Raw genomic sequence first — 16,275 nt, 5'->3', positions numbered from 1 at the left:
ATTGCGTGAAGAACTCGATGAGCGCGGAACCAAGCCGGTTATTCCAAACCGCAGCAATCGCAATCAACCGTACGGCTTCTCAAAGCGCTTTAGCCTGCTCCGGGCTCCTCTGTGTTTGGCCGAGGCAAACATTTGGGCGATGTAGCCACGCGATTTCAAAAAAGTCTCTGTCGCCGCACGGAGTGAGGCGTCGTCGTCAACGACGGAAATCAAAGGCGTGGACAAGACGAGCCCTCCTGAAGCGGGAATAGCGGCTGCAAGCATTAGCCACCTTGCGCGAAAAGTGGGCTCGACTGATGAACTTGTAAAATCATACTTGCGTTTGTTCAGGACGATTAGTGCGAACTCCCAGCGTCTCAGTCATTCTGATCAAGTCGGCCAGCGAGCGTGCACGCATCTTTTTCATTACGTGTCCCCGGTAGATCTTGACCGTAATCTCGGCGAGCCCAAGCTCGGCGGCGACCTGCTTGTTCATCAGGCCGGCAGCGACCAGTTTCATCACCGCCTGCTCGCGCGGGCTTAAGGTCTCAAATAAAGACTGCAGGTTCGCGACCGTCTGCTGAGCCTCCCGCCTTTTGCGATCGCGTTCGGTCGCCGCAACCACGGCATCAAGCAGTTCCTGATCGCGAAACGGTTTGCTGAGAAAATCAACCGCTCCTTCCTTCATGGCCCTGACAGTCATTGGAATGTCGCCATGGCCGGTAATGAAAATGATCGGAATATGTATGTTCAACCTCGCGAGCTCGGTCTGGAAGTCAAGGCCGCTCAAGCCTGGCAGCCGGACATCAAGAACTAGGCAGCTAATAATGTCCGGGATTGGGCTCTGCAGCATTTCGCGCGCCGATCCGAATGCAATGACGCCTAACCCTACCGATTGAAAAAGGTTCGTAAGCGAGCGACGCATGGAGATGTCATCCTCGACGACGAAGACAACCGCCCTTGTCGAGGACTCGGCATTGCCGACTTCACCTGGCGAGTCAAATCGTCCTGTCACGAGACGGCCTCCTTATGCGGCGGTAGGGCAACTTGGAAGGTCGCGCCCGGTCCACTTTTGTGGACCATTGACAACCGTCCTCCGTGAGCTTCCACAATCGACCGGCAGATTGAAAGACCCATTCCAAGGCCAGTCGGCTTGGTGGTGAAGAAAGGATCCAAGACGCGGTCCGCGTCGTTCTCGGCGATGCCGACGCCGCAATCGGTCACGGCAAGGTGGATGTGCCCCAGATCGTTCTTTGATGATTGAATCAGCAGTTCGCACGTCCGGTCGGTAACTGCCTCCATGGCTTCGATTCCGTTCATCACGAGATTGATGATCACCTGTTGTAGCTGAATCCGATCGCCGAGGATCCTAGGCAGCCCTGCCGTCAACTCGGTTCGTAACGTCACTCGGTGGGTCACCAGCTCTCGTGTTACCAGCGCAATGACGTCCTTAACGACCTCATTGATATCGAGCGGCGCCATCTCAATCTCGCCCTTCTTCGCGAGCGCGCGAATACGACGGATCACCTCGCTTGCCCGGATTGCGTCTTCGATGATCCACTCCACCGAAGAGCGGGCGGCGGCAAGATTAGGCGCTTCCCGGCCCATCCAACCGAGGCACGCATCGGCGTTGCTGATAATAGCGGCGAGTGGCTGGTTTATTTCGTGGGCGATGGAGGTTGTCAGCTCTCCTAAAGTCGTTACACGCGTCACATGCGCAAGCTCCGACTGTGCCCTTCGTAGTTCTTGTTCGGCTTGATCGGCGCGAATGGTGGCGGTGATGTCAGTGCTGACGCCACGGTAGCCGAGAAAATTGCCCTTTCCATCGAAAAAAGGCTTGCCACTCGTGCGGACGTAGATCGGAGAACCTGTCCGATTCACGGTGCGGTAGACGAGATCCCGAAACGGAAGATGGGCCTCCAATGTCGCCCGATGCTGCCGCCACTTCTCGGGTTCCTCTTCGAGGTCGCACGCAATGTCCCAGCGAAGCAGGCCGATCAATCCTGTCGCCAAAATTCCCGCAGCACTGGTGTGCTCGGATAAGTGAGTGACCTGATGATCCGGCCCGGTCTCCCAGAGCCAGTCGGAAGCTGTTTCGGCGTAGTCGCGAAAGCGCTGTTCACTTTCGCGCAGCGCGGCAAGTGTGTTTTCCAGGCGTTCCCTAGCTGCGTGTTGCTCGGTCACATCCATATGTGTTCCGATCAGCTCGCTGACGTTGCCATCGCTGCCAACCACCACGTGCGCAACGGAGTGTATGCGTCTTATCCCGCCATCCGGTAGAAGGATACGAAAATCATATTCGAACCGCCGCTCCTTGTGTTCAATCGCCTGGCGCTGCACCTCCTCCAGCCGCGGCAAGTCGTCCGGATGGATGCGCGATCGAATGGTCTCGATCGACACCGGCTCTTGTGGGCTAAAGCCGAACAGACGATCGACCTCGGCGGAGCGATACACGAAATCTAGACCGTAGACGTCCCAGGACCAGCTGCCCGTGTGACTGAGATGCTGGGCCTCGGCCAGATAGGCCTCGCTGCGGCGCAGCTGCTGTTCTGCTCGCCTCGCCGCAGTGATATCCGTAGCTGCCCCAACAAACTCGATGCCACCAGAGGCTGTTCTCGTCGCCCGTGCCTGCGCATGGATGTGCTTTACCGAGCCGTCCGGTAGCAGAAGCCGGTATTCGTGCTCGAAATCGCTCGGGTCTCGCATCGCGCGATCGATAATTTCTTTAACCGAAGCCCTATCATCTGGATGAGTGCGCTCAACGACGAGCTGCGGCCCCGGCTGCACTCTGTCAGGATCTAATTGGAAAATGCGAAATGTTTCCTTTGACCAGAAGGCCTCGCCCGTAGTGGGGTTCCAGCTGAAGCTGCCTGTGTGACTCAACTCCTGCGCCTGGGCTAAATGTGCTTCGCTCCGCTGCAGGGCAAGTTCTGTCCGCCTTCGCTCCGTGATATCTTCGCAGGCGATAAGGACAATGGGCTGCTCATCGCCCCAGAGCATGGCTTTGGCGTTTTCACGTACCCACAACACCGAGCCGTCCTTCCTGACTTTCCGGACGTCCCACGTGCGCGTTTGTCCGACATCCTCAAGGCACGTCCGAACGCATTCGCGAACGAAACCGCAATCCTCCTCGAGAAATACGTCCAGCACTGATCGGCCGACCAGTTCAGCAGGAGCATAGCCGAGTTGTGTCGCGCCGAGTGAATTGACGTTGAGGATAGTGCCGGCTTCATCGACCATGAAGTACATGGCGGGATTGTGCTCGAAGATGGCGCGCCACCGCTTTTCGCGATCCTCCAAATCGGCCGCACTCCGCTGAAGCTTGGCCGCAACGACACGCGCAGCCTCTCTTTCCTGGCGGAGCTTTCCGATCAGGTGCGCTCCCACAATCGAGGCGATAAAGAATGCAACAACCACCGGCAGATCTTGGGGGTCATCGATACGCAGGCTGAACGCCGGCGGCGCAAAGTAGTAAGCGAGAGCAGCGATGGCTATGATGCAAAGCGCGGACGACGCAATGAAGCTTCCCATCAACGAAAACAGCAAGATCACTAACAAATACGCGAACGCCGTCGCGGCGAAATGCGCGTGAAGGTACAAGCAAGCCAGAGTTACCACGGCCAGCGCTATGCTGCCGAAGGTAAACTGAAGGGCTGAACGTTCTAAACTGCTGATCGGGCTACGCATTCTGATACCATCCGGCCTGTTCTCCGGCGGGAGAGCTATAACATTTTAGGGCGCGTACTGATAAGCCACGACAATACCGGGCGTCAGATCAGTTGTCCGCGCAGTTCTGGTTCCGGTGATCAAGCGGGTTTGTGGCGCAACCATCCCTTCATTTTGAGACCGTCCCGCATGTTGAGAGCAAGAAGTGTAATGTTTGTTGCGCCCGCCACGAGCTCGATCACCTGCACAGCATAGAACGTGGCATCGAATTCAGCCGCCTGAGCCTTGGACGCAAGGAAGAGCGCAGACGGAATAAGAATCAGGATGCCGTTTCCTGCAATGAATGGCATGCGCTTGAATTTGGGCCCGATCAGTCCGGCCCGGCGCGCCTTTGCCAAGATGACACCTGTACCACCGGTCGCAGCGAGCGCCGGAATCAGCAACAAGAAACCCCACGGTATGGTGCTCTTAACCGCTGCAACTGTGGCATGGGACGCGAACAGCTCGCTCAGTACCGTCGACAGCCAAAATGTGCCGATCGTTCCGATAGCCAAGGCGCCAGCGACAGGATGGATCAACTTGATCATGAGTATCTTCCCTTCCTAAAAAGAGCAGGGCTAGGCCACGCAGATGCCGGGCACGGCAACTTTCTGGAACAGATGAGGGGAGGCTATCGCGGAGGCCGGATAGCTGGCGATTTTTGCTAGAAAGTCAGGATGGGTGAAGGCCGCGCGGAAGTGTGCGGTGGATTCCCAGACGGCGTAGTTCAGATAGGTCGAGCTGTCGCCGAGAGCTCTGTGCAGCTGAGTGGAAATGAAGCCCGGCTGTCGCTTCATGAACGCTGCGTCGTCCTGCCAGGTCTTGAGAAAAGCCGCCTCATCGGCTTTGTCGAGCGTGAATGGGTTCACCAGGACGACCGAATTTGCGTCGATAGCGATCTGGCGGTCGATCGGGAAGGAAGGGTCGAGTGGGCGTAGCAGCGACATGAGTGCCTCCATTGCTATTTGATATGTGATGTCTAATTGGTATTATGACCACATACCACTTTGACATCATGATGTCAATACAAAGCAATGGTGACAAATGAAAAGAGCCAAGCGAAGCCCGGAGGGTGACGCCCTGACCGACCTTGTTCTCGATCTATTCAGGCTCGACAGCCTATTTCTGACGGCCGGCGACCGTCTGGTCGCCCCGCTCGGCCTAACAAGCGCACGCTGGCAGGTGCTTGGCGCCATTGTGTCCGCCGAACGTCCCCAACCGGTCGCTTGGCTCGCACGTGACCTCGGCGGCAATCGTCAAAACGTGCAGCGGATTATCAATGATCTCCACAGAGAGGGCCTCGTATCTTTTGAGGTCAACCCGCATCACCGACGGGCGCAGCTCGTCGTGCTCACTAAGAATGGACAGCGCGCCTTCGAAGCCGCAATGGAGTTGCAGGCTCCCTGGATCAACGATCTTTCAGAAGGGCTGTCGGTCAAGGATATACGGATTGTCCATCGCGTGATCACGGCCTTGCGAGATAAGCTTGAGGGCAGTCGTGAGGACAAGTCGGCCTGACATGGCAAAAGCATTGTGATTGGCCCGGCGCCCGTTATTCAAGCTCCCAAACTGGGGCTTCGAACCGTGCGCCATGAACTAACGGACTACGAATGGGCAGCTATCGAGTCTATGCTACCAAACAAGCCGCGTGGAGCCCCTCGGGTAAAACGATCGACGCGTCCTCAATAGTATCTGCTGGATGCTGCGATCTGGTGTATGGTGGATTTAATGAGTTTCAACCTTGGTACGCGGTTCGCGCGCCGATTGCCCTCAAGCCGCACGACCTCATCGCGCAGGACCGTCCTCGGGATATCGTGCAGACTTCGAGTGTACGAAGCATCCAACACTGATCTTGATAAATCATGATTATCGAGAATTAGCGGGAGGTGTTCTGCGGCCCACCTAAGGTTGGCAGTTCGTCTGGGAATTGCCGAGTGCATCTTCCAGGATAGCCTTAAGCCGCGCGGCTCCCTTTACCAGCTCGCGATCCAGGTCCGCTTTGATGGCTACGGCATAATCGTTGCCGAACTCTACGGCGTGGCCCGAATCGTTGTGGTCCAGCGTTCCTGGGGGTAGGAGCTGATAGGCTCTTATGCCCAGGGCGTGCGTATCGTTCGCGCAAGCAGCAACTCGTGCTTCATCATAGGGCGGGGCTTCGACTGTCGGCAGCAGATCGGCATCCAGCGCATCAGTTTAACTCCCCACGAATACGCCTGGAGATCGATCAGAGAGTCCTCACATATGCTGTGGAATGTCGGCGCACGCGTATATGACGTGCCGTCGTATCGCTTTGCGTGCAAGATGACATGCAGTTTGTTAACTCCTTGATCGCCGTTATGTTCGCTTGCGTGCAACGCTGCTCCAGGTCCCCAGCCAGATGGACAACAAGCTTCAGCGCGCGCAACCTTCTTCCTCAGAGCGCGAATTGTCTTTGAGGATCGCAATCGCCGCCGGAAGACCTTCGAGGATGCAAGTTCTCTGGTCGTGTTCATCCTTGCAATCAAGAGCGTCGTCATATGTCGGCCGATCGATGTCGATGTCGACGAAATGCCAGCGGTAGGTGTCCTTTCCTTCTGGCGTTGAATTTATAGTCGTACGCCCAGTTTGAGATGGCGGCCAACGAAGTTCGCCGATCGGCTCCTTGAGCTTGGGCTTGCGCTGCCGGACTTAAGTGCCGCTACGCCACTTCCGCAATGACAGAATGACGTGGCTGTCCCCACGGTAGGGAAGATGTACTGCCTACAGCAGCGGTGCAGATCGCAAGTATGGGTCTGAGTGGTTACCCAATATTGATGAACTGCGTCAGTCGTTTGCGGACAAAGGCAGGTGCCTGGGTTACGGCACGTCGACCGGGGGCATGGATGCCGTCGGACGTGGCACGAAGCCATTTTGGTGCCGGTCACGTGCTGCCAACATGATCGTAAAAGCCGTGAGGAGGATTAGGAGAGCGCGCATGCAACAAGGATTTTCGAAACGATATATCGCAATTATGAAACGACTCACAGAGCGGGCCTGGGAGGAGGGGCGGCACTTACGGGGCATCCCACGGCCTATGGCCAGCAAACACCCCACAAATTTTGATACTCGTTCGTTCTCGCCGGCGGCCGCCGAACAGTGGGACGATTGCGCTTAAAAAATGCTTTTCCCCTCGCAGACTGCAGGAATAGTGCAGCAAATTTGAGTGGGAATCCGGTGATTGGCTATTCACGACGAAGGCGGCAACCGCCCCCTCGTGCTGCTTCGGGGCGCCATGAAGGACGGTTCATGCGCAATCATGACATTGGGTCCGGCAGCCTGTTGGCGCTGACCGCGGCTGGGCTTGCGCCGCGTTGCTCGAGCCTGCTCGCATTTGCTTTCATCCCGCGGCCCGACCTGTGGTCGCGCTAGGATCCCTGCGAGACCTCACGCAAGATGGTACGCGGCTGGACAGGGGCGCTGGTATGTTTTCCACGTATGGAGGCCCGGCGCTTGCAGATGATCAGCTCAGGCATCCGTAGGGATCCGCTTCCTCGATTCGCGTCGTTTTCGCATGTAGTGCCGGTCTTTCTGAACGGCCGACCTGATCTCCTGGCTGGCCTTCGTGCAGTTGCCCATTAACAACGCAATTCCCCTCCATCGAACGATATAGTTAGTCTTATGATTGCGCTCGCATCACGCGTTTGTTGCGTGGGTTGCGCAGCATTTTTGCGCCAGGTCAACTTCGACGCTACGACTACCGACCCTCGAACAATCAGGCGCAGGACCCGCTGGAAGCCTCACCTAGCAAATCCCCGACGCGCATTGCCTTTCGGTGAGGCGGCCCTCTCAAGAGCACAGGTATGAATGTGCTTCACGGGTAATCCCCTCTACCGGCCCTCATTATTTACCTCACCACCTGCAGCGCAGTGCGTTGCTCGCAAAAACCCTGATGCGATCAAGACCCGGCCTTGGGGACAACATTGCTGAAAACGATGCAGCGGGGGTTGCGGCTCGAGGCAGCTCTTGACCATCTTCTGCTCTCGCGGCAACCAGAACAACCAAAGCAGATCGAGATGATGAGAGCGGGGTGTGGCTGTGACGGATCAATCCCAAGCTTCGGAGTTGCTGCCGGTCCTGCAGAGACCGTTGAAAGGCTTTCGGTGGATCTTTGCTCTTCTAGCCGTATTGCTCGTTCTTTGCGCCGGAGGAGTCAATTTTTTGACGAATATCGAAACGTTTGCCGAGGCGCCCTCGGCACATGAAGTCGTGCCTCCCACGCTTGGCTTGTCACCTGATGATAGGGACGTGCTTTTAGGGATCCAATCGGGGCAGCAGAAGACAGCCGATGAAATTGCCGAGCTCAATCGCAACGTCGATGCGCAGCAAGCCGAGCTAAAGCGGATCTCGGATCAGATCGCAGCCCTGACCCAAAGAATCGAGCAGCTGCAGAATCCGGCGCTTGTTGCGTCTCCTGCTCCTGCTGCTTCTTCGCCACCAGTGCGCACCACATCCAAGCCGGCCAAGAGGGACGTCCGGCCCTTAAAACCGCAAGGTCCGGTTTCTGTCGGAGGCGCGCCGCTGACTGCGGAGCCGAGCACGGAATAGCGCTGATTACCACAAAATGCCTACCATATGGCGGTGCTCGTAGAGACGCGGACACCAACGGTGCACCATCTTGATCGGCAGGCCGAGCCTCTCATTCGTCCGCGTGGTTTCGCAAATCCTCTGCGAGTCGCAAGAAGTTCATAAGCAAGACGTCCCCCTGTGAGGTAAGGATCGACTCGGGATGGAACTGGACGCCACAGGTGAGATGATAGCGGTGCGTGAGGGCCATGATCTCGCCTTCCTCTGAACGCGCTGTCACTATGAGGTTTTGCGTACATGACTGCTCAAACTCGACGATAAGAGAATGGTAGCGCCCAACGTCAAGCGGGGTTGGCAGCCCCTTGAATAACCCTCGGCCGTCATGCGCAACGTATGAGCGCCGACCGTGCATGGGCCGTTGTGCGCGCGCAACCCGTCCTCCGAAAGCGCTAGCAATACACTGATGTCCAAGGCAGATGCCGAGAATTGGTACGCGTCCTGAAAGTTCGCGGACCACTGCTCTCGATATTCCTGCCTCAGTTGGGGTGCAGGGACCGGGCGATATCACCACCGCGCGCGGCTTGAGACCAACGAGCTCGCCGATGCTGATAGCGTCGTTTCGGATCACTTCCGTTGCTTCACCGAGCTTGTGGAAATAGCGGGCAATGTTGAACACGAACGAATCGTAATTATCGATGATGATAATCAAAATGCGCCAGCTCGTTCAGAACCAAATGCATCAAAGATTCGCTCTGCCTTGGCGAGCGTTTCCTCGTATTCGGCCTCGGGCTCCGACAAGGCCGTTATACCGCTGCCCGCATGAAACACAGCCATGTCGCCGTCGATCGTGACGGTGCGGATCGCAATACTCGTGTCCATGTGCCCGTTGAAGCCGATGAAGCCGATCGCACCACAATAGACCTCCCGCGCTATGCGCTCGATTTCTGTAATAATTTCCATCGACCGCACCTTTGGCGCTCCCGTAATGGAGCCCCCCGGAAAGCAAGCACGGAGCAGGCTAACGGCGTCTTCCCCTCCGGCAAGTGCCCCCGTAACGATCGACACGAGATGGTGCACCGAGGCATAGGACTCGAGATCGCATAGAGCCGGAACCTCGACCGAATGCGCCGTGCAAACGCGGGACAGATCGTTTCGCAAAAGGTCCACAATCATCGTGTTCTCGGAATGATCCTTTTCAGAAGCGAGGAGAGCAGCCGCACGGCGGTGGTCTTCATTGAAATCAGGCGAACGTGCGATCGTGCCCTTGATGGGTCGTGTCTCGACTTGTTGCTCGTTAAGCTTCAGGAATCGTTCCGGCGAACTTGAGGCGATGGTCAACTTTCCCCATCGCAGCAGGGCCGCAAAAGGCGCCGGATTCAATGATCGTAGCTGGCAATAGAAGGCGAGCGGATCAAACGAGGTCGGCAGGCGGGTGCTGAAGCGCTGCGCAATATTCGTCTGGAACACGTCACCCGCCCGGATCAAGTCGATCACGCGTTGTACCGCCGCAATGTAGCCCTCGCGGCTGAAGTTCGAGCTCCAAGCGCCTGGTTTGCTGGGATAACCATTCTGTGGCGCCATTGGACCGTCAAGCAATGCTGCAAACTCATCGGCCCGATGACGCGCTCGGTCGCTCCGTCGCACGCGATCCTGCTCCGGCCATCCGGTCGAGACGATCCAGCATTTGTTATCCCGGTGGTCGAAGCTGATGACCACGTCATAGAAATGCAGGACGGATTGGGGCAAACCCAGACCGGCAATTGCCGGCGCAAACAATCGCTCCAATGTCCTGTTCATGTCGTAGGCAAGATAGCCTGCCGCTCCTCCCTGGAATGGCGGGAGATCGGGACGATACTCTTGCGGGTACTTCGCGAGTAGCGTGCGAAGGACCTTCCATGGATCGGCCTCGAGAGTCAGTCCGTTCCATCTGGCTTGGCCGTTCGCGACCCTATAGGTGCTGAACGGGTCGCACGTTACATATGAGTAGCGGCCAAGCAGCTCGTGCCTTGCTGCGCTATCGAGAAACGTGAGATGCGAGCGATGCCCAAGACGTCGCATCGCTGTGAAAGGTTCAACCCACTGCAACTCGCGAACGTACATCGGATTATCGGCCGCCGGCCGCTGACGTCGTGAAAGGGCCATTCCATCTGTTGCCCCACCCGATGAGAGCGACGCCGGTCTCTGATGGCACGAAACTTGAGGCCATTGCCAAGTTAATCCGGCGGTGGACCTTTTGCTGCCACGGCACCTCGATCATCCTGCCGTTGAGGCGAAAGGAGTATCTAGTGATACATCGTAATCGGCCGCGAACCGAAGCTCGCGGAGCGGTCGGACCCGTTTGATCGACTCCTGGTAGAAATTGTGCGCTTTGTACGCTGCGAGCTCCGTCTCGCTGTCAAACTCCCCATAGACCACGATGTCAACATCGTTGCCGAGCTGATCGGTCTTGCGGTTGCGGGCAACCTCAAGCCGGCGCGCATGTGGTATCGCGGTGAGACGCGAAAGACCTTCGATGATCTGGTCGATATGCGCCTTGTCCTTGGCGCTGAAGAAGACGATGTGACGAATCATGGCCGTCCGGAGATGTCGCTAGCGGGGGCATAACTATCTGGAAATAGAACCCGTTGCAATGAGGCCAGTCGCTTACCGCATGATCGTCGCTTGCGATCGTCTGCGATCCGCAATGAAGCTTGCCAGATTTGTTCAGGACGCCGGAAGGGTAAGGCGCTCAATGGATTGAATGTGCCGCGTCAGCAGGTTACAGGCTTGATCGATATTGCGCGTTCGCAGGGCTTGCAGAATCAGGCGGTGATCTTGATTGGAGCGCGGTCGCCAGCCCACCGATCGCGCCATCGCGAACACCAATCGAGAATTGGCAAGCTGCAGTCCATCGAGGCTCGCGAGCAGACGCGGCATTCCGCACGGCGCGACCAAGGCTTGGTGAAAGGCGCGGTTGGCCATCTCAAACTCCTCGATCGTCTTTGCGCTGTCTCCTTCAATCACAGTGAGCTCGATCCGAGCCAAATGAGCTGTTGTGAGCCTTGGCCCCGAATGGCGCAATGCCACCACTTCCAGCGCAGCGCGCATTTCGGAGATCTCCTTCACTGAATGGGTATCGAGCGGGGCAACCCGAACACCGCGGCGTGGCACAGCGACAACAAGATGTTGTGCCTGCAGCTGCCGAAAGGCCTCGCGTACCGGGACGTGGCTGGAATTGAATTCTCGTGCAACGTGATCCTGACGCAGTGGCGCGCCTGGCTCTAAGGCGCCGCTGATAATGCGCTCAGCGATTGAATCCGCGATGCGCGCGCCCGTCGTCATGTTGTCAGCAGTGATCATAGATTATCTACCGCAATAACCGGTGCATTTGCGAGGCAGCTCGATTAGCATCTCTTCGAGAGCGATGACTATAGATAATTCATGCGATTATCTACAATTGAGCGGGATTGGATTATGGATGCTGCTGCGCAAGTCCACCGGAAGGAAGCAAGCAAAGGGGCGCGGGTACGTCATCATTGGAACGTCGAACGGGTGAAGGCGCTCTACGACCTGCCTTTTGCCGACCTGGTGTTTCAGGCGCAGCGCGCTCATCGCAAGAACTTCGATCCAAACCACGTCGAAACCGCGAGCCTGCTCAGCATCAAGACCGGCGGCTGTCCGGAAGACTGCGGCTACTGCTCGCAAAGCGCGCATTACGAGACCGGCCTGGAGGCCACCCGTCTGATGCATTGCGCCGATGTGGTTGCGAGCGCGCGGCGCGCGAAGGATGCGGGCGCGACGCGCTTCTGCATGGCCGCGGCCTGGCGCACGCCAAAAGATCGCGATCTCGATTCCGTTTGCGACATGGTCAACGCGGTCAAGCGACTCGGCATGGAAACGTGCGTCACGCTCGGCATGCTGACAGCGAACCAAGCCGCGCGCCTCGCCGAGGCTGGCCTTGACTTCTACAATCACAACGTTGACTCATCACCCCAGTTTTACAGCAAGATCATCACGACCCGTAGCCTGCAGGACCGCATCGATACGCTGGCGCATGTGCGCGATGCCGGCATCAAGATCTGCTGCGGCGGGATTATCGGCATGGGCGAGCACATCGAGGACCGCCTAGGTATGCTCGTGCTGCTCGCCAATCTTCCTAACCATCCCGAAAGCGTGCCGATCAACGTGTGGAACAAGATCGAAGGCGTGCCGGTGGAAGACCACGCGGAGCCTCCCGATCCGATCGCGCTGGTCCGCCTGGTGGCGACCGCGCGGATCATGATGCCAAGGAGTGTGGTTCGCTTGTCCGCCGGGCGGCAATACATGAGCGATGAATTGCAGGCGCTTTGCTTCTTGGGCGGAGCAAATTCGATCTTCATCGGCGACGTGCTCTTGACCACCAAAAACCCGAAAGTTGATCGTGATGCGGATCTGCTGGCCCGGCTCGGCATCACGTCCGGGCTCGCCGGAGGGAAGCAGTGCGCGCAATATGTTGCCCCTACATCCCGCCTAGGTGAACAATGCAGATAGCTTTGATGAAGGGTAAAATCCATCGCGCCTCAGTAACCGAAGCTGATTTGCACTACGAAGGCTCGATCTCGATAGATCGTACGCTCCTGGAGGCGGCGGGAATGCTGATCAACGAGCGAGTCGAAATTTACAATGTCGAAACAGGGACGCGCTTTGCCACCTACGTGATCGAGGCGCCGCCGAGGTCTGGCACGATAAGCCTGAACGGTGCGGCCGCCCGACTCGCAATGCCCGGAGACAAGATCATTATCGTTGCATATGCCTCATTCGACGAGGCCGAAGCAAAGATATTCAAGCCACGCATTGTGCGTGTGGACCAAGACAATCGCATCCTGGCAAGTTGAGCCTCAAGGGCCGTCCATCCTTCTTCAACCGTCAACGGATCTTTTGCGTGATTTGATGCGATCCTGGGAGCGATGAATGCGGTCAATGCAAGCAGCTAGACTTAGTCCCTACGTCGCAGCGTTGGATGCCTTGAACGAAGATAAACGGCTGCGCTGCCTCAAGCCGCGCGTGGGGATCGATTTCGCATCAAACGACTATCTGGCGCTCGGGAGCGCCCCCCGCATCAAAAAGGCGATAGTCGCCGCGCTCGAGGCGGGCGCTCCGGTTGGAGCCGGCGGGTCGCGGCTTCTGCGCGGCAATTGCGAGGAGCATGAACGGCTCGAAGCGGAGGCGGCTCAGTTCTTTGGCGCGGAGGCAGCGCTTTTCTTTGGAGGCGGCTATATCGCAAATTTTGCTCTCCTGACAACGCTGCCGCAGCGCGGCGATCTGCTCGTTCTCGACTCGCTCGTGCATGCCAGTATTCACGAGGGGGCGCGAGCCGGCCGCGCAGACTGCCGAATTCACGCGCACAATGATCCCCAGTCAATCGAAGATGCAATTCGCGATTGGCGAACCAAAGGTGGAGCGGGCCGCGTCTGGATTGTGGCCGAAAGTCTCTACAGTATGGATGGCGACTTCGCTCCACTCGAAGAGTTGGTGGCAATCGCCGATCGCCATGACGCATTTCTGATCGTGGATGAGGCTCATGCCACAGGAGCTTACGGGCTTCAGGGACGAGGGCTCACGGCCCCTTATGAGAGGCGCGACAATCTCATCGTCGTTCATACTTGCGGCAAAGCGCTCGGTGCGGCGGGTGCACTTGTTACAGCCTCCGGCATCCTGCGCGATTTCATGGTCAATCGCTGCCGTCCGTTTATCTTTGCCACGGCCCCATCACCATTGATGGCCGTTGCCGTTCGAGAGGCACTCCTCATGCTGCGGGAGGAGCCGGAGCGGCAGCAACGGCTGGCCGACCTTGTTTCGTTCGCGCATCGGCAGATCACCTCCCTTGGTTTGCACACGCCGTCGACCTCTCAGATCGTGCCGTACATAGTGGGTGACAATGCTCGTGCAATGCGACTAGCCTCTGCTCTGCAGGGGCGCGGCTTCGACATCCGCGGAATTCGGCCGCCAACCGTCCCACCAGGCACCGCCCGTTTGCGGATTTCGTTGACACTCAATGTTGGGGAGGCGGACGTGCGCGCAATGCTCGATGCGCTTGTTGAGGTGACGAGGGGCTCGTTTTGATGAATAAGCGGATCGTCGTGGCTGGTACGGACACCGGAGTCGGCAAAACGGTATTTTCCGCAGGGCTCGCCGGCCTTCTAGGCGCGAATTACTGGAAGCCGGTCCAGGCCGGGCTCGAACAAGAGACCGACTCCGAGTGCGTCCGCCGCCTCGGCTGCCTCTCGTCCGATCGCATTGTCCCGGAGCTCTATCGACTTCGGACGCCTGCCTCGCCCCATTACGCCGCGGAGATCGATGGCGTTCGCATAGACACAGAGACGCTTGGACTGCCGGACAGCGGTGAGCGGCAGCTCGTGATTGAGGGTGCCGGCGGACTCATGGTGCCGCTGACAGCGCACACTCTTTACATTGACATCTTCGAACGCTGGCAGCTTCCCGTCGTGCTTTGCGCCAGGACGGGACTGGGCACAATCAATCACTCCCTGCTCTCCATAGAGGCTCTGCGGAAGCGTCAGATTCGAATCCTTGGAATTGCGTTCATTGGCGAAAGAAACGCCGAAACTGAAAGCGCGATTTGCGAGATCGGGAGAGTGCGTTGGTTGGGACGGCTCCCGTGGCTTGTTCCCCTCACGGACGAAAGGCTGCAGGCCGCTTTCAAAGACTCCTTTCTTGGCAGTGATTTCCTGAACCTATGACGATAGCCAAGAGGTCGCCGATCTGGCACCCGTTCACGCAGCATGCTCTACAGCGGGACATGACGAAGGTGCTGCGGGGAGAGGGGGCCTATCTCTACACCGAAGATGGCCGACGCCTTATCGATGCAATCTCCTCCTGGTGGGTCGTGACCCACGGCCATTGCCATCCATGCATCGTGAACGCGATCCGAGAACAGGCAGGCAAGCTCAACCAGGTCATCTTCGCCGGATACACTCACGACCCGGCTGAGCAAGTTGCGAGGGAACTATTGAAGGTCACCCCCCCGGCGCTCGAGCATGTGTTCTTCTCCGATAGTGGATCAACCAGCGTCGAAGTCGCGCTGAAAATGGCGCTCGGCTACTGGCACAATACCGGAAGACAGCGAACCCAAATTGTGGTGATGCAGCACTCGTACCATGGCGACACGATCGGGGCGATGTCGGTGGGTAGCCGAGGCGTCTTCAATGCGGCTTACGGGGCGCTCATGTTCGAGGTGACCTCGATTCCGTTCCCGGCAAGAGATCGTGAGCAAATAGCGCTCGATGCGCTTGAAAACGCGTGTCGAAACGCACATCCGGCAGCCTTTATCGTGGAGCCCCTGATATTGGGTGCCGGTGGAATGCTGATGTATTCTCCCTCGGTGCTAAGAGAGATGAAGCGAATCTGCGAAGCCTTCGACGTCCTGTTCATTGCGGACGAGGTCATGACCGGCTGGGGGCGGACGGGTACCTTGTTTGCGTGTGAGCAGGCCGATGTCACGCCCGATATTGCCTGCTATTCGAAAGGCCTCACGGCTGGGGCGCTGCCGCTCGCCGTCACACTCTGTCGTGCCGATATTTTCGATGCGCATTATTCTGAAGATCGCACGCGTACGTTTTTCCATTCGAGCTCATATACGGCCAATCCAGTGGCCTGCGCCGCTGCCAAGGCCAATCTGGACCTGTGGCAGCAACAGGAATATCGCAGGCGAGTGGCATCCTTGGCCAGGATGCAAGAACAGGCACTCGCGCCATTTTGCGCCGATTCACGGTTCGCAAACGTCCGACGCACAGGAACAGTCACAGCGCTCGAACTCAACACGAGCGATGCCGGCTATCTGGCGGACATCGGGCCGAAGCTTTTGGCTTTCTTCCAAGCGCGGAATCTGCTGTTACGCCCACTCGGTAACACGATCTACGTGATGCCTCCTTACTGCGTTACGGCGGCCGATCTTGATGAAATCTATGCTGCGATCCGGGACGCTGCGGACTTGCTGATGTGAGGTGCCATAAAGTTTGCAATCGTCTGCAGTGCCAGGATCTTGCACGGCGTGTCCGTATTGCTGCCGTTTGA

Annotated in this window: 15 protein-coding genes and 1 pseudogene; 8 read left to right on the top strand and 8 right to left on the bottom strand. The window is 57.7% G+C overall.

What is annotated here, in order from left to right; all coding sequences use genetic code 11:
* Positions 1 to 310 precede the first annotated feature (310 nt).
* The 4 genes from QA642_RS38775 to QA642_RS38760 all read right to left on the bottom strand — a co-directional run bounded on the left by QA642_RS38775 (position 311) and on the right by QA642_RS38760 (position 4,631).
* The gene (locus QA642_RS38775) at positions 311 to 994 is read right to left on the bottom strand and encodes a response regulator transcription factor (RefSeq protein ID WP_283081606.1); all 684 of its coding nucleotides are present in this window, start codon (positions 992 to 994) and stop codon (positions 311 to 313) included.
* Positions 991 to 3,666, bottom strand: coding sequence for a PAS domain S-box protein (locus QA642_RS38770; RefSeq protein WP_283081605.1), 2,676 nt, complete (start codon positions 3,664 to 3,666; stop codon positions 991 to 993). The genes QA642_RS38775 and QA642_RS38770 overlap by 4 nt, the downstream gene beginning before the upstream one ends.
* 119 nt (positions 3,667 to 3,785) lie before the next feature.
* Positions 3,786 to 4,232: a hypothetical protein gene (locus QA642_RS38765; RefSeq protein ID WP_283081604.1), complete on the bottom strand. Its 447-nt coding sequence runs from the start codon at positions 4,230 to 4,232 to the stop codon at positions 3,786 to 3,788.
* Positions 4,233 to 4,262: 30 nt separating this feature from the next.
* The gene (locus tag QA642_RS38760; protein WP_231164280.1) at positions 4,263 to 4,631 is read right to left on the bottom strand and encodes an antibiotic biosynthesis monooxygenase family protein; all 369 of its coding nucleotides are present in this window, start codon (positions 4,629 to 4,631) and stop codon (positions 4,263 to 4,265) included.
* Between the two features lie 97 nt (positions 4,632 to 4,728).
* Between QA642_RS38760 and QA642_RS38755 the strand changes: the two genes are divergently transcribed.
* From QA642_RS38755 to QA642_RS38745, 3 genes and pseudogenes are all read left to right on the top strand, one after another.
* Positions 4,729 to 5,202, top strand: coding sequence for a MarR family winged helix-turn-helix transcriptional regulator (locus QA642_RS38755; protein WP_271608495.1), 474 nt, complete (start codon positions 4,729 to 4,731; stop codon positions 5,200 to 5,202).
* 66 nt (positions 5,203 to 5,268) lie between these two features.
* Positions 5,269 to 5,398: pseudogene (locus QA642_RS38750) on the top strand (transposase); the annotation flags it as partial.
* A gap of 2,462 nt (positions 5,399 to 7,860) precedes the next feature.
* Positions 7,861 to 8,247, top strand: a complete 387-nt coding sequence (locus QA642_RS38745; protein ID WP_283081603.1) for a hypothetical protein — start codon at positions 7,861 to 7,863, stop codon at positions 8,245 to 8,247.
* A gap of 91 nt (positions 8,248 to 8,338) precedes the next feature.
* Here the strand turns inward: QA642_RS38745 and QA642_RS38740 are convergent, their stop codons facing one another.
* From QA642_RS38740 to QA642_RS38725, 4 genes are all read right to left on the bottom strand, one after another.
* Entirely contained in the window at positions 8,339 to 8,935 is a 597-nt protein-coding gene (locus QA642_RS38740; protein WP_283081602.1) for an aminodeoxychorismate/anthranilate synthase component II, read from the bottom strand.
* Positions 8,932 to 10,326 (bottom strand): aminodeoxychorismate synthase component I, encoded by a 1,395-nt coding sequence (gene pabB / locus QA642_RS38735; protein ID WP_283081601.1) that lies wholly within the window; start codon positions 10,324 to 10,326, stop codon positions 8,932 to 8,934. The genes QA642_RS38740 and pabB overlap by 4 nt, the downstream gene beginning before the upstream one ends.
* 153 nt (positions 10,327 to 10,479) lie before the next feature.
* Positions 10,480 to 10,797, bottom strand: a complete 318-nt coding sequence (locus tag QA642_RS38730; RefSeq protein ID WP_283081600.1) for a Dabb family protein — start codon at positions 10,795 to 10,797, stop codon at positions 10,480 to 10,482.
* A 132-nt stretch (positions 10,798 to 10,929) separates the two neighbouring features.
* The gene (locus QA642_RS38725) at positions 10,930 to 11,565 is read right to left on the bottom strand and encodes a GntR family transcriptional regulator (RefSeq protein WP_283081599.1); all 636 of its coding nucleotides are present in this window, start codon (positions 11,563 to 11,565) and stop codon (positions 10,930 to 10,932) included.
* Between the two features lie 114 nt (positions 11,566 to 11,679).
* Between QA642_RS38725 and bioB the strand changes: the two genes are divergently transcribed.
* The 5 genes from bioB (at position 11,680) to QA642_RS38700 (ending at position 16,204) form a co-directional block, all read left to right on the top strand.
* A complete protein-coding gene (bioB, locus tag QA642_RS38720) occupies positions 11,680 to 12,735 on the top strand; it encodes a biotin synthase BioB (RefSeq protein WP_283081598.1) in 1,056 nt (351 codons plus the stop codon).
* On the top strand, positions 12,726 to 13,079 hold the full coding sequence (panD, locus tag QA642_RS38715; RefSeq protein ID WP_283081597.1) for an aspartate 1-decarboxylase: 354 nt from the start codon (positions 12,726 to 12,728) through the stop codon (positions 13,077 to 13,079). The genes bioB and panD overlap by 10 nt, the downstream gene beginning before the upstream one ends.
* A 76-nt stretch (positions 13,080 to 13,155) precedes the next feature.
* The gene (locus tag QA642_RS38710) at positions 13,156 to 14,307 is read left to right on the top strand and encodes an 8-amino-7-oxononanoate synthase (protein WP_283081596.1); all 1,152 of its coding nucleotides are present in this window, start codon (positions 13,156 to 13,158) and stop codon (positions 14,305 to 14,307) included.
* A complete protein-coding gene (gene bioD / locus QA642_RS38705) occupies positions 14,307 to 14,942 on the top strand; it encodes a dethiobiotin synthase (RefSeq protein WP_283081595.1) in 636 nt (211 codons plus the stop codon). Before QA642_RS38710 ends, bioD begins: the two co-directional genes overlap by 1 nt.
* The gene (locus QA642_RS38700) at positions 14,939 to 16,204 is read left to right on the top strand and encodes an adenosylmethionine--8-amino-7-oxononanoate transaminase (protein ID WP_283081594.1); all 1,266 of its coding nucleotides are present in this window, start codon (positions 14,939 to 14,941) and stop codon (positions 16,202 to 16,204) included. Before bioD ends, QA642_RS38700 begins: the two co-directional genes overlap by 4 nt.
* Positions 16,205 to 16,275: the final 71 nt, after the last annotated feature.

This window comes from Bradyrhizobium sp. CB2312, from assembly GCF_029714425.1.
GTDB lineage: Bacteria > Pseudomonadota > Alphaproteobacteria > Rhizobiales > Xanthobacteraceae > Bradyrhizobium.
The sequence above is the reverse complement of the archived record's forward strand: the minus strand, read 5'-3'. Positions and strand labels throughout refer to the sequence as shown.

Excerpts from the sequence above, each read along its gene's own strand:
- QA642_RS38770 (WP_283081605.1), bottom strand. The coding sequence starts at position 3,666 with ATGCGTAGCCCGATCAGCAGTTTAGAACGTTCAGCCCTTCAGTTTACC.
- QA642_RS38730 (WP_283081600.1), bottom strand. The coding sequence starts at position 10,797 with ATGATTCGTCACATCGTCTTCTTCAGCGCCAAGGACAAGGCGCATATC.
- QA642_RS38725 (WP_283081599.1), bottom strand. The coding sequence starts at position 11,565 with ATGATCACTGCTGACAACATGACGACGGGCGCGCGCATCGCGGATTCA.
- QA642_RS38710 (WP_283081596.1), top strand. The coding sequence starts at position 13,156 with ATGCGGTCAATGCAAGCAGCTAGACTTAGTCCCTACGTCGCAGCGTTG.
- bioB (WP_283081598.1), top strand. The coding sequence starts at position 11,680 with ATGGATGCTGCTGCGCAAGTCCACCGGAAGGAAGCAAGCAAAGGGGCG.
- QA642_RS38765 (WP_283081604.1), bottom strand. The coding sequence starts at position 4,232 with ATGATCAAGTTGATCCATCCTGTCGCTGGCGCCTTGGCTATCGGAACG.
- QA642_RS38700 (WP_283081594.1), top strand. The coding sequence starts at position 14,939 with ATGACGATAGCCAAGAGGTCGCCGATCTGGCACCCGTTCACGCAGCAT.
- panD (WP_283081597.1), top strand. The coding sequence starts at position 12,726 with ATGCAGATAGCTTTGATGAAGGGTAAAATCCATCGCGCCTCAGTAACC.
- QA642_RS38755 (WP_271608495.1), top strand. The coding sequence starts at position 4,729 with ATGAAAAGAGCCAAGCGAAGCCCGGAGGGTGACGCCCTGACCGACCTT.
- pabB (WP_283081601.1), bottom strand. The coding sequence starts at position 10,326 with ATGTACGTTCGCGAGTTGCAGTGGGTTGAACCTTTCACAGCGATGCGA.
- QA642_RS38760 (WP_231164280.1), bottom strand. The coding sequence starts at position 4,631 with ATGTCGCTGCTACGCCCACTCGACCCTTCCTTCCCGATCGACCGCCAG.
- bioD (WP_283081595.1), top strand. The coding sequence starts at position 14,307 with ATGAATAAGCGGATCGTCGTGGCTGGTACGGACACCGGAGTCGGCAAA.